The following is an 11,869-nucleotide window of genomic DNA, read 5'->3' on the forward strand; positions in this document are numbered from 1 at the left end:
CTACCTCCCGGCCCGGGCCGCGTTGCCGCGGCCCCGGCGCGCTCGTGGTGCTCCCTGGTGAACCGGCGCGGCGGCGCGGCGCGCCCCCGTCGAGGGTGGCGTGGGCGGCGCGGCACCCGGCTGGCCGCCGTGGTGCTGGTACTGCCGCCTCCGGCGGTGCTTCGGCAACGGGCGTTCGGCCCGCACCCGGACCCGGCTGGCGCTCACCGCGCCGCCCGTGCCCGTGGTCAGTTCTCTCGGGGTGTTGAGCTCGCGGCCCGCCATCGCGACCACGGTGCCCAGCGGGCGCTCGTGGCTGATCTTGGCGGTCAGCAGCCGGGTGACGACGATGGTGGCGACGAACGCCCACGCCGTCGAAAAGAACCCGAAGCTCCAGCCCGCCCAGCGTTCGACGCCGAGCACGACGAAGAACGTCGGGATGCCGATGAGCCAGGCGACGTACCGGGCTCTCCAGGGAAAAGTCGCTTTCGGGGGGCCGAGCCACACGGCGTCGACCCGGTAGACCTCGTCATCCGTCCTGATGCGCACGCGGGCCCCGCCTCAGCCGGTGAACAGGCCGGCGATCCACTGACCGACGTTGACGCCGGCGCCGCTGACCGCGAGTCCGATGATGGCGAGCGCGATGACCACACCGGCGAGTCGGCGCATGACACCGGCGTTGTCGCCCTTGCCGCCACCGAGCCAGAGCAGGAGGAGCGCTACGGCCAGCAGCACCAGGGGAATGATGTTGTCGATCAGCCAGGTGCGCACGTTTCCCGTGCCCAGCTCGCCGGCGGCCAGGGTGTCGAGGGTGGTCAAGGTCGTCATCGCGATACTCCCGGTGCGCGGTGGGGGCCGCGCGGTTCTGGCTCAGGCGGTGCTTCGAACAACATCATGGGGGCTACGAGGGGTAGTGGTCAAAGCGCGCTGCGTGAATACCGGCTGCCTCTTCAACCGGCGCGGTGCGCGGGGCACACGAAAACTCCACGCCCACCATCATCGCGGCAAGGGCCCTCGGGTTGAACCCCGGCCACCCATACTTCTCAGTGTGCTGACGAACTCACCCCTATGCCCGGGATTTGCTCACTGTGGGTACTGGCGCCGTGGCCTTCGTGAGGCCTGGAACAGTGTGACATGACCCGAACGGCCGCGTCGCACGAGTCCGTTCCGTGACGGCCCCTCGGCAGGTCGGCGGCCATATCGATCTTGAACCCCTGCGCTGTCCGTCACAGGCCGCTCAGAACTTCACAAGTTTTTCACTACATAGCGTGATCTTGATGTGCTAAGGGCGACGCTTGGCGAAGACCCCGTCCGGGAAAGCACCGGCCTCCACGACGAGCCGGCTGAGCCCGCGGCACAGCTCTTCGAGCCGGGCGGTCCGCTCGGCCCCGAGGTGCTCCCACGGCCCCCGCGCGGCGGCCTCGGTGGCGACCTCGACGCGGTCGCGGACGGCGGCCCCTTCGTCGGTCAGCAGGCTCTCGGCGTCCAGGAGCCCGCGCTCGACGAGGCGGGCTTCGGCGGCGGCCCACTGCTCGTCGCTCCAGCCGCGGGTCAGCTTGGCGGTGGCGGTGAGGAAGCCGCGGCCGGTGGCCACGTGCGTGACGAGCGCTTCGACGCCGCTGAGGCCGTTGAGGACGAGCGCGGCGATGTGGCCGTCGCCGCGGTACTCGCGGATCAGGGTGACGGCGTGCCAGAGCACGAGGTGCGGCTCCCCCGGCCAGCCGAGCCCCGCGTGCGCGGCGTAGAGCGGCCGGCCCTCGGCGGTGCACCCGGCGGCGGCTTCACGCGCGAGCTCCGCGGCTTCGGCGACCTCGTCGCTCTTGACGTGGTCGCCGAGCAGCCGGGTCAGTGCTTTGTCGACCCCGTCGACGCGGGCTTCGAGGACCTGTTCCGGCGTCGCGAGGGTCCAGGCGCGCGGGATCACGCGCGCGACGACCTCGGGGTTGAAGTTGTAGAAGGTGGCCGCGACGACCTCGGGCCCGACCGCGCCCATGGCGGCGGACCGTCCGGCGAAGTACGGCATCCGCCCGGGCCGGAGCCCGGCACCGGTGAGCGCTTCGTCCACCTCGGGAGCGAAGTACGCCAGGGCGTGCAGGGAATCGAACGCCGACTTGAACCGCTTCTCGTCACCCGCCATAGCGGCACCCTACTACCGGGTAACCACTGCCGGCACCCCTCGGTCGTGAGTGTTCAGGGCGGTTGGAACCGCCCTGGACACTCACGACGGGCAGTGGGGCGGACGAGCCGGCATGTAAGCCGGATCCTGTTCCCCGGTCGCCTTGCGGCTTCCGGGGCGGCGGCCATCCATCTCGGCCTGCCGTCGCCGGCAGGCTCCAGCGGCCTACCCGCAGACTCGGACGGGCCGTCCTCGAACGCCTGCGCAGGAGCTCGAGAGCTCCCTCTTGGCCTTGCTCCGGGTGGGGTTTACCTAGCCGTCCCGGTCACCCGGGACGCTGGTGGTCTCTTACACCACCGTTTCACCCTTACCCCCGCCCGAAAGCGGGGGCGGTCTGTTTTCTGTGGCACTTTCCCGCGGGTCGCCCCGGGTTGCCGTTAGCAACCACCCTGCCCCGTGGAGTCCGGACTTTCCTCGGGCCGGGTCACCCCGGCCCGCGACCGCCCTGCCAGCTCGTCCGCAGGCCGAATCGTAGCTCAGCAGCCGGCCGCCGCCTCGCTGTGGTGGCGTGGCCGGACCACCGCCGGCGCGGGGTGCTGGCGGGCGAGTTCGGCCGTCCAGTGCAGCACCGCGGCGGGGCTGTCCAGGCCGATCAGCCCGACCAGCTTGCCGTGGCGGACGAACCCCGTGATGGGCCGAGTGCCGGCCACCGGGCTCTCCAGGAGGACGGTGTCGGCACCGAGTGCGGGGCGGCCGGCGACCTGGATGCGGACGCCGTGCTGCTCGGACCAGTAGCGCGGCACCGGCGTGTACGGCCGCGAGCCCCGCGGGCCGGCGAGGAGGTTCTCGGCGGCCGCGCGGCTCATTTCGACGGCGTTGAGCCAGTGCTCGTCGCGCCGCGGCGTGACGTCGTAGCGGAGGTTGGGCCAGCGGGCGACGTCGCCCGCCGCGACGATCGTCGACGAGCCGACGACGTGGCAGGTGGGTTCGCAGACGACGCCGTCGTCGAGGGGCAGCTTGGCGCCGCGCAGCCAGGACACCGCCGGGACGCTGCCGACGGCGACCACCACGCACGCGACGTCGAGCGCGCGGCCGTCGGCGAATTCGAGCCCGACCGACGTCGGCCCGGGACGCCAGCGGCGGATCGTGGTGCCGAGTTCGAGGTGGACGCCGCGGGCCGCGTGCAACGCCGTGAGCCAGTCGCCGATGTCGGGGCCGAGGACGTCGGCCAGCAGCGGGCGCGACCGTCCGAAGAGGACGACCCCGCGGCCGGTTTCGCGGAGGCTGGAAGCGACTTCGCAGCCGATGAAGCCGTCGCCGATCACCGCGACCGGGCCGGGGTTGCCGGTCAGCGCCCGCTGGAGCGCGACGGTGTCGGAAAGGGTGCGGACGACGACCACGCGCTGGTGGCCGTGCGGCGCGCCCGGCATGCGGCGGGGTTCGACGCCGGTGGCGATGACCAGGCCGTCGTAGCGGAGTTCCTCGTCGCGCAGGTGGACGACCTGCCGGTGCGGCGACAGCGCGGTGACCGGCGTGTCGAACCGCCATTCGGCGTCGACTTCGAGGGGGTCGGCGAGGAGGGTGTCGGCGCGGCTGACCGCGCCGGTGAGGAGCTGCTTGGACAGCGCCGGCCGGTGGTAGGCGATGCCGGGTTCGGCGCCGAGGACGACGACTTCGCCGTCGAACCCGAGTTCGCGCAGCCGTTCGGCGGCGCGCAGGCCGGCCAGTCCGGCGCCGGCGATGACGATGCGTTCGGTCATCAGATCGCTCCCAGCAGGTGGATGGCTCGCATGGGACAGGCGCGCGCGGCCGCGCGGACGTTCGGGACTTCCCCCGCTTCGGGGCGTTTCTCGTACTCGAGCCGGCCGTCCTGGCCGAGCTGGAACACCTGCGGCGCCTCGCTCTGGCAGACGCCGTAGGCGTGGCAGCGCCGGCTGTCGACGTCGACGCGCAGGGCGGCCGGCTCCGGCTCGGGCGGCGTGACCAGCCCGGCGCGGGCGAGCAACGCGGGCGGCAGCACCCGCAGGACCGACAGCAGCACCGGCGGCACGAGCAGCGTGATCCCGGCCAGCCAGACGACGGCCAGGTGCCCGCTCGAGACGGCGCCGAGCCAGGCGTGCACGGCGAGCAGGCCGATGGCGAGGTAGCCGGCCTGGTGGAAGCGCAGCCACCGCCCTTCCCGCGCGCGGCGCAGGCCCGCCGTCACGGACACGGCGATCACCAGCTCCAGGCCGGCGATGCCGAGCGCGTGGCGCGGGGTGCCGTCGTAGAAGGGGAGCAGGAGGTCGGCGACGCCGAACGGGTCGTCCTCGAGGAAGAGGAAGGTCAGCCCGTGCAGCGTGCCGGTGGCGAGGGTGAACGCGGCGAGCAGGGTGTGGCCGGTGCGCAGCGCGTCCCGGCCGCTGAACCGGCGGACCCAGCCGGTGGCGGCGAGCACGCCCCAGCACAGGGTGAGGCACATGCAGAGGTAGGTGAGGCGGCCGGAGAGCGCGGCCGCCTCGGCGATCCCGGTGTCGTGCGGCGACACCGGGATCAGCGCGGCTGAGGGGGACATGGAGCGGCTTACCTCCGGGTGCGCGGCGGGGTCCTGCCGGGAGTTCCGAGCAGGCGGAGCAGGCCGAACGTGGCGACGGTGGCGAGGGCCACGAGGACGGCGGCGGCGGCGAGGTCCCCGCCGCCGAGGGTGTCGTCCTCGGTGGCGGAGACGAGCAGGGACGTGGTTTCGGCGAGCCCGGTGCTCTCCAGGAGCGTCAGGTGCCCGAGCGCGGTGTCGACGGCGGTCTGGGCGAACGCGCGGACGTCGTCGTCGCGGGTGCCGGCGCGGACGTCGGAGGCGAGCGCGAAGAGGCTGCCGTACTCGGCGCGGAGCCGGTTGACGTAGGCGCGGTCGAACGCGTCGCCGCCGGCCGCGGCGAGTTCGTCCGCCCAGGTGCGCTCCTGCTCGGTCGGCTCCCCCGGGAGGGTGATCGCGAGCCGGTCGGCCACCGCGCCCAGTGCGACGTCGAGGCGGGCCTGGTCGTCGGTGATGCGGACGGCGACGGCGCGGACGCGGCGGTTGGTGGCCCGCTCGGCGGCCAGCCTGCTCGACGGCCCGGCCCACAGCGTGTGCTGCTTCAGCCGGGTCAGCAGCGCGCGGTCGGTCTGCTGCAGTTCGCCGGCCGACGCCGGAAGGGCGCAGCCGAGCACGAGCGCGGCCGCGGCGGCCAGCAGCGCCACGAATCGGAGCGGCATCCCGGTGTCCCTTCGCGAAGGAGGCTTCACAGTGAGCTACGGGAGAAAGGTGCGATCCGGTTCTCGCCGTCACCTTTTAGTGACCTGTGATGTGCATCACAAGACACATTCTGAACCGATCTTGAACGAGTGTCGTTTGCGGCCGTCGCTAATGGGGCACCGAAACTAATGCATATGGCCTATTAAGTTGTTTTGCGCTACGCTCCGATGGCCCCACGGTCCGCCAGTCAGGTGAGGTTGCGAGCTTTATGGAAGCACTGGGCAGAGAAAGTCGCGGCCACGTCGGTTACGCCTCGTCCGCCACCGCGGTCGACCCGGCGGACGATCTCGTCCCGTTGCTGTACAAGGACTTCCGCGCCACCCTGTTCGCACAGGTGTTGTCCCTGACCAACCACGACCGGCAGTGGACCGAGGATGTGGTGCAGGAGACCATGATCCGCGCGTGGCAACACTCGGACACCCTCGAACGCGAGCCCGGAATGCTGCGCGGCTGGCTGCTCACGGTGGCCCGCCGGATCGTCATCGACGGCTGGAGAAATCGCCGGGTCCGCCCGCAGGAGGTCGCTCTGGACATCCCGGAAAACGCCGAGTCCGCCGATCGCGCGGACAGTTCGTTAGCCGCACTAACGATTACTCGGGCATTGGGAGAACTGGACGCGAAATACCAGTCCGTCATCTACGAGACCTACCTCGCCGGAAACACCGTTCGGCGGGCGGCGGAAATTCTGGGAATTCCGGAAGGAACCGTGAAATCGCGGTTGTACACGGCGATGCGGCAATTGCGGAAGACGCTCGGTGAAGTGGCGGTGCGATGACGGGGAAGCACCGGGACGCCGCGGCGCACGGGCTCGGCGTCCTCGACGACCCGGCGGAGTTCGAAACGCACCTGCGGGGCTGTGCCCGCTGCCGGGTCCGGGTCACCGAGTTCCGGTCGGTGGGCGAAGCGCTGGCGGAGGCGGTCCGGCTCGGGTACCTCCCCCGCGGCGGCGCACCGGCGGCCGGCGTTCCGGAGCGACCGGCCGGAGCCGGCTACCCGCTGCCCGACGGAAGTGCCGGCGGGGAAGACCGGTTCGCATCGGCTGCGTCCATCGGCTCCCCTGCTCGTGTCGTGGGCGGGTCCGGCCGCGCTCCGCGGGATCTCCCCTGGTCGGCCGGATTCCAGTAGTCTGCCCCAACCCAACATGAAAGTCCTTACGGTGGATACCGAAGTAAATCCCGAGCACCCCGTCAGCGGGGCTTCGGTACCGAAGCGTCCCGCCCCGCGGCTCCCCGGCCGCGAACCCGAGCTCAGCCGTCTGACCAGCCTTTTCCCCGCCGCACTCGGCGGCCGCGCGGCCAGCGCGGTCCTGGTCGGCGAGTTCGGCATGGGCAAGAGCGCCACCCTCCACACCGTCGCGGCGCTGGCCGCGGACGCGGGCTTCACCGTCGCGATCGCCACCGGGTCGCGGCTGGAGAGCCACCTGCCGGGCGGGCTCGCCCGCCAGCTCGCGGACGCGCTGAGCGCCCCGGGCACGCCGCGCCCGAGCGCCACCGAGCTGTGCGGACCGGCCGGGGAGAGCGAAGCGCTCGAACTCTTCTTCGGGCTCGTCCGCGAGGCCGCCGGCCGCGGCCCGCTGTTCCTCGGCATCGACAACGTCCACCTCGCCGACGCCTGGTCCATGCGGTGCCTCGCCTACATCCGCAACCGCGTGCTCGACCTGCCGGTGCTGATCGTCCTGACCGCGCTGACCGGGCACCCGCCGCACCACGACGTCGCGCTGCTGGAGATGGCGGGCTGCACGCCGGCGTCGATCACCCTGAACGGCCTCGGCGACGCCGCCGCGGCCGAAATCCTCGGTCTCGCCCCCGGCGAGCTCGCCACCGCCTGCCGCGAGGCGACCGGCGGCAACCCGTACCTGCTGCAGGCCCTGCGCCCGCGGCTGCTGCCCGGCGCGGACCCGCACGAGCTCGGCTCGTCGCTGATCGGCCAGGTGCTCCACACGCGGATGCAGGAGTTCCCGCACGCGGCGGAGATCCTGCACGCGGCGGCCATCCTCGGCGAGGACGCCGGGTTCGACCTGCTGGCCCAGCTCGCCGGCGTCGACGAGCTCGACGCGCTGCAGGCGATCGACACGATGGTCCGGCTGCACGTGCTCACCAACAGCAACCAGCCGGTGCTGACCTATTCGTTCGTCCGCAACTCCCTGCTCAAGGACATGCCGCAGACGACCCGCGCGGTCAACCACGGGCGGGCGGCGAAGCTGCTGTCGGAGACGGGCGCGCCGGTCGAGCGCGTCGCCGCGCACCTGCTGGAAGCGACGTCGATCCGGATCCCGTGGGGCGTGGACGTGCTGCGGCTGAGCGCGCGCGACGCCGTGTTCTCCGGACGGCCCGAGCTGGCCGCGCGGCACCTGCGGCGGGCGCTGGCCGAACGGCTGTCGTCCGGGCGCCGGGTCGCCGTGCTGCTGCAGCTGGCGCACGCGGAGTTCCAGGTCGACCCGCCGGCCGCGGCGAAGCGGGTGCGGGAAGCCGTCGACACGATCGGCAACCGCGAGACCGCCGCGGTCATCGCCACCGCAATGCTGCTGTCGCTCTGCGGCGGGCAGGACGCCCGGCTCGGGATCAGCGCGGCGGGCCAGATCGCGGCGCGGCTCGACGCCGGCGGCCCGGACGCCGTGTGGCCGCTGCTGTGCGTGACCTACCTCGCCGAGGCGGGCAGCCGGCTGGGCCCGCCCCCGGAGTTCCGCGACTTCGAGGAGCAGTGGGCGCCGCTGACCGACCCGGCGGCGCAGCGCAGCCGCTCGGCGTTGCTGGCGCTCGACGCCGTCCGCAGCGGCGAGTCCGCGCAGGACGCGCTCGGCCACTTCACCGACGCGCTGGCCGGCGACGACAGCGAACTGTTCGAGCAGCACTACTTCTTCACGCTGGCGACGGCGGTGCTCGCGGACGAGCCCGCGCACGTCGACCGGCTGTGTCGCGCCCTCGACGTCGAGCGTGAGCCGTGGGACGTGCACGTGCCGCACGGCGCGCTGCCCACCCTGGCCCGCGGGATCGCGCTGCAGGCCAGCGGCGACCTGCAGCGCGCGAGCGTCCACTTCGAATCGCTGCTGCGCCGGTTCGACGAGCGCGGCGGCACGACGACGTGCCCGGTCGGCGTGCTGTGCGCGGCGAAGCTCGTCGAGTGCTGGGTGGACCTCGGCCGGTTCGAGGCGGCGACGTCGCTGCTGGACCGGATGGACTTCGTCGCCAGCCAGGGCCTGTTCACCCACACCTACCTGCTGTACGCGCGAGGCCGCCTGCGCGTCGCCACCGGGTACACCCGGTTCGGGTTCGAGGACCTGCTCAGCTGCGGGCGCCGGCTGGCCCACCACGGCATGCGGTTCCCTGGGTTCGTGCCGTGGCGCGCGCACGCCGCGCGGGCGGCGCTGGCGCTCGGCCAGGCCGACGACGCGGCGCGGCTGGCGGAAGAGGACAGCACGGCGGCGGCCCGCTGGGGCGCGGCGCGGCCGCTGGGCACGGCGCTGACGACGTTGGGGCTCGTGCGCGAGGACGACGAAGCCGAGCGCGCGCTGACCAAGGCGATCACGACGTTGCGGACGTCCCCGGCGCGGCTGCAGCTGGCGACGGCGTTGACGGAGCTCGGCAGCCTGCAGGCGCGGCACGGCCAGTCCGAAAAGGCCATCGAAACCCTGCGGCAGGCGGTGGAGCTGAGCGAGCACTGCGGCGCCCGCCCGCTCGCCCGGCGCGCGGCGGAGGAGCTGCGCTCGTCCCGGCGTGCGCTCACCCCGGCCAAGGACAACGAACACGGGTTGACGCGGCAGGAAAACCGCATCGCGGTGATGGCCGCGCAGGGCCTGACCAACCGCGAAATCGCGACGGCGCTGCACCTGACCCGGCGCACGGTGGAGCTGCACCTGTCGGGCGCGTACCGCAAGCTCGGCATCCCCGGCCGCGCGGAACTCGGTGGCGCGCTGGCCAAGTCCCACCGTGCGGACGCGCGTTGACCCGTCTCCGGGTCGTTGCTCTACTCGGGCCATGTCGTACGAAGAGCCGTTGAAATTCGCCTACTGGGTCCCGAACGTGAGCGGTGGCCTCGTCACGTCCGACATCGAGCAGCGGACGGACTGGGGTTACGAGTACAACCGGCAGCTGGCCGTGCTGGCCGAGAACAGCGGGTTCGAGTACGCGCTTTCCCAAGTTCGCTACACCGCCAGCTACGGTGCCTCCTACCAGCACGAATCGACCGGGTTCAGCCTGGCCCTGCTGCTCGCGACGCAGCGCCTGAAGGTGATCGCGGCCGTCCACCCGGGACTGTGGCACCCGGGCGTGCTGGCGAAGTTCATCGCCAGCGCCGACGTGATTTCCGGCGGCCGCGCGGCGGTCAACGTGGTCAGCGGCTGGTTCAAGGGCGAGTTCACCGGCCTCGGCGAACCGTGGCTGGAGCACGACGAGCGCTACCGGCGGTCGGAGGAGTTCATCCGCGTCCTGCGCGAACTCTGGACCAACGACCACGCGGAGTTCCGCGGGGACTTCTACCGCATCCACGACTTCGACATCAAGCCGAAGCCGGTGGCGGCCCCGCACCCGGAGATCTTCCAGGGCGGAAATTCGACGGCGGCGCGGAAGCTCGCCGGGAGCGTGTCGGACTGGTACTTCAGCAACGGCAAGGACTTCGACGGGTTCAGCGAGCAGGTTTCCGAGGTTCGCGGCTACGCGGCTTCCGCGGGCCGGACTGTCCGGTTCGGACTGAACGGGTTCGTGATCGCCCGTTCTTCCGAGAGCGAGGCCCGCGCGGTCTTGAAGGAGATCGTCGCCAAGGCCAACGTCGAGGCGGTCGAAGGGTTCCGGTCGGCCGTGGCGCAGGCGGGGAAGTCCACTTCGGACTCGAAGGGGATGTGGGCGGATTCGGAGTTCGAGGACCTGGTGCAGTACAACGACGGGTTCCGGACGAAGCTGATCGGGACGCCGGAGCAGATCGCCGACCGGGCGATCGAGTACAAGAAGCGCGGGGCGAACCTGTTGCTGCTCGGGTTCCTGCACTACCTCGAGGACGTCGAGCACTTCGGCAAGGAGGTGCTGCCGGTGATCCGGGCCAAGGAGCAGGACCTGGCGCGAGGTGCGGCGACGCCGGAGCCGCTGGGGGTCTGAGCGCCCGCGGGGGCGCCCCCGTTTTCCACGCTACCCGGGAGCACCGACAGAATCGCGCCGCCACCACTCCGGCCGCCGCCGTGGTCAGGCGGGGCGCGTCGGCGGGCGTCGATTAGCGTGAGCACGTGAACTTCTGGGCAGGGGCGGGCAGCCTCGCGCTGCTGGCCGTCGTGCTGGTCTTCGCCATCGTCCGGCCGCGCGGGTGGCCCGAAGCCGTCGCCGCGGTGCCGGCCGCGGGGCTCGCCCTGCTGCTCGGGCTCGTGCGACCCGAAGCGGCCGGCGACCGGGCCGTCGAGATCCTCCCGACGCTGGGCTTTCTGGCCGCCATTCTCCTGTTGTCCTTTTTGGCCAGTGTCGACGGCGTCTTCAGCTGGCTCGGCAACCGCCTGGCCGAGGCGTGCCACGGCAAACCGCGGCGCCTGCTGGTGCTCACCTTCGCCGCCGCGGCCGGGGTGACCGCGATCCTCAGCCTGGACGCCACCGTCGTCCTGCTCACCCCGGTCGTCCTCGCGACGGCGAAGAGCCTCGAACTCCCGCCCCGCCCGCACGTCTACGCGTGCGCGCACCTGGCCAACTCCGCGTCGACGCTGCTGCCGGTGTCCAACCTGACGAACCTCCTGGCGTTCGCCGCGTCGGGGCTGACGTTCGCCGGGTTCACGGCGCTGATGGCGTTGCCGTGGCTGGTCACGATCGCCATCGAACTGGCGGTTTTCCTGCGGTTCTTCGCCGCCGACCTGCGTCCCCGCGAGACGGCCGAACCGAAGCAGCACCTCGAAACGCCGACGTTCGCACTCGTCGTCCTCGTCCTGACGCTGGTGGGCTTCGGCGTCGGCCAGCTCGGCCACGTCGAGCCGGTGTGGATCGCGGCGCTCGCGGCGCTGATCCTGGGCGTCCGGGCGCTGGCGAGGGGCAAGATCCGGCCGTGGCAGCTGGTCACCGAGGCGTCGCCGCAGCTGTGCCTGTTCGTGCTGGGCCTGGCGGTCGTGGTGGAGGCGGTGTCGGAGCACGTCCTGGGCGGCCTCCTCGGCGACCTCCTGCCGACGTCGACCGGCCTGCTGGACCTCCTGATCGCGGCCGGGGTGGCGGCGCTGCTGGCCAACCTGGTCAACAACCTGCCGGCGACGCTGATCCTGCTGTCGGTCCTCGGCCCGCACCCGGCGCCGGGCGTGCTGCTGGCGGTCCTGCTGGGCGTGAACATCGGCCCGAACGCGACCTACCTGGGCTCACTGGCGACGCTGCTGTGGCGCCGGACGCTCCCGGCACCCCCGTCGGCGAAGACGTTCCACGCGCTGGGGATCATCACGACGCCGTTGTGCCTGGCCGCGGCGACCGGGGCGTTGTGGCTGAGCCTGGGCCTGGCGAGCTGAGCCGTGGTCGACATGTCGCTGAGCCTCGAACAGCTCCAGGGCCACACCT

At 72.2% G+C, this 11,869-nt stretch carries 11 protein-coding genes and 1 other RNA gene; 5 read left to right on the forward strand and 7 right to left on the reverse strand.

What is annotated here, in order from left to right; all coding sequences use genetic code 11:
* From AB0B33_RS16595 to AB0B33_RS16625, 7 genes are all read right to left on the reverse strand, one after another.
* A complete protein-coding gene (locus AB0B33_RS16595) occupies positions 1–528 on the reverse strand; it encodes a hypothetical protein (protein WP_247014425.1) in 528 nt (175 codons plus the stop codon).
* 12 nt (positions 529–540) lie between these two features.
* Positions 541–807, reverse strand: a complete 267-nt coding sequence (locus tag AB0B33_RS16600) for a hypothetical protein (RefSeq protein ID WP_125307003.1) — start codon at positions 805–807, stop codon at positions 541–543.
* A gap of 454 nt (positions 808–1,261) precedes the next feature.
* Positions 1,262–2,116, reverse strand: a complete 855-nt coding sequence (locus AB0B33_RS16605) for a hypothetical protein (protein WP_360772141.1) — start codon at positions 2,114–2,116, stop codon at positions 1,262–1,264.
* Between the two features lie 99 nt (positions 2,117–2,215).
* An RNA gene (rnpB, locus tag AB0B33_RS16610) (RNase P RNA component class A) lies at positions 2,216–2,611 on the reverse strand.
* Between the two features lie 20 nt (positions 2,612–2,631).
* A complete protein-coding gene (locus AB0B33_RS16615; RefSeq protein ID WP_360772144.1) occupies positions 2,632–3,855 on the reverse strand; it encodes an FAD/NAD(P)-binding oxidoreductase in 1,224 nt (407 codons plus the stop codon).
* Positions 3,855–4,649: a ferredoxin gene (locus AB0B33_RS16620; RefSeq protein ID WP_247014429.1), complete on the reverse strand. Its 795-nt coding sequence runs from the start codon at positions 4,647–4,649 to the stop codon at positions 3,855–3,857. The genes AB0B33_RS16615 and AB0B33_RS16620 overlap by 1 nt, the downstream gene beginning before the upstream one ends.
* Positions 4,650–4,657: 8 nt before the next feature.
* Positions 4,658–5,326, reverse strand: a complete 669-nt coding sequence (locus AB0B33_RS16625) for a DUF4142 domain-containing protein (protein WP_247014430.1) — start codon at positions 5,324–5,326, stop codon at positions 4,658–4,660.
* 248 nt (positions 5,327–5,574) lie between these two features.
* On the opposite strand from AB0B33_RS16625, the gene AB0B33_RS16630 reads away from it, so the two are divergent.
* The 5 genes from AB0B33_RS16630 (at position 5,575) to AB0B33_RS16650 (ending at position 11,820) form a co-directional block, all read left to right on the forward strand.
* On the forward strand, positions 5,575–6,141 hold the full coding sequence (locus tag AB0B33_RS16630) for a sigma-70 family RNA polymerase sigma factor (protein WP_360772148.1): 567 nt from the start codon (positions 5,575–5,577) through the stop codon (positions 6,139–6,141).
* Positions 6,138–6,491 carry a hypothetical protein gene (locus tag AB0B33_RS16635; protein WP_247014432.1) on the forward strand — a complete coding sequence of 118 codons (354 nt, stop codon included), beginning with the start codon at positions 6,138–6,140 and terminating at the stop codon, positions 6,489–6,491. Before AB0B33_RS16630 ends, AB0B33_RS16635 begins: the two co-directional genes overlap by 4 nt.
* Positions 6,492–6,522: 31 nt before the next feature.
* On the forward strand, positions 6,523–9,309 hold the full coding sequence (locus AB0B33_RS16640; RefSeq protein WP_360772150.1) for an AAA family ATPase: 2,787 nt from the start codon (positions 6,523–6,525) through the stop codon (positions 9,307–9,309).
* 31 nt (positions 9,310–9,340) lie between these two features.
* Positions 9,341–10,453, forward strand: coding sequence for a dimethylsulfone monooxygenase SfnG (gene sfnG / locus AB0B33_RS16645; RefSeq protein WP_247014434.1), 1,113 nt, complete (start codon positions 9,341–9,343; stop codon positions 10,451–10,453).
* A gap of 125 nt (positions 10,454–10,578) precedes the next feature.
* The gene (locus AB0B33_RS16650; protein ID WP_360772153.1) at positions 10,579–11,820 is read left to right on the forward strand and encodes an SLC13 family permease; all 1,242 of its coding nucleotides are present in this window, start codon (positions 10,579–10,581) and stop codon (positions 11,818–11,820) included.
* The last annotated feature ends 49 nt before the right edge of the window (positions 11,821–11,869 follow it).

The organism is Amycolatopsis sp. NPDC049159 (assembly GCF_040648295.1).
GTDB lineage: Bacteria > Actinomycetota > Actinomycetes > Mycobacteriales > Pseudonocardiaceae > Amycolatopsis > Amycolatopsis pretoriensis_A.

Coding starts and splice junctions, on each gene's coding strand:
- AB0B33_RS16600 (WP_125307003.1), bottom strand. CDS start 807: ATGACGACCTTGACCACCCTCGACACCCTGGCCGCCGGCGAGCTGGGC.
- AB0B33_RS16605 (WP_360772141.1), bottom strand. CDS start 2,116: ATGGCGGGTGACGAGAAGCGGTTCAAGTCGGCGTTCGATTCCCTGCAC.
- AB0B33_RS16615 (WP_360772144.1), bottom strand. CDS start 3,855: ATGACCGAACGCATCGTCATCGCCGGCGCCGGACTGGCCGGCCTGCGC.
- AB0B33_RS16620 (WP_247014429.1), bottom strand. CDS start 4,649: ATGTCCCCCTCAGCCGCGCTGATCCCGGTGTCGCCGCACGACACCGGG.
- AB0B33_RS16625 (WP_247014430.1), bottom strand. CDS start 5,326: ATGCCGCTCCGATTCGTGGCGCTGCTGGCCGCCGCGGCCGCGCTCGTG.
- AB0B33_RS16630 (WP_360772148.1), top strand. CDS start 5,575: ATGGAAGCACTGGGCAGAGAAAGTCGCGGCCACGTCGGTTACGCCTCG.
- AB0B33_RS16635 (WP_247014432.1), top strand. CDS start 6,138: ATGACGGGGAAGCACCGGGACGCCGCGGCGCACGGGCTCGGCGTCCTC.
- sfnG (WP_247014434.1), top strand. CDS start 9,341: ATGTCGTACGAAGAGCCGTTGAAATTCGCCTACTGGGTCCCGAACGTG.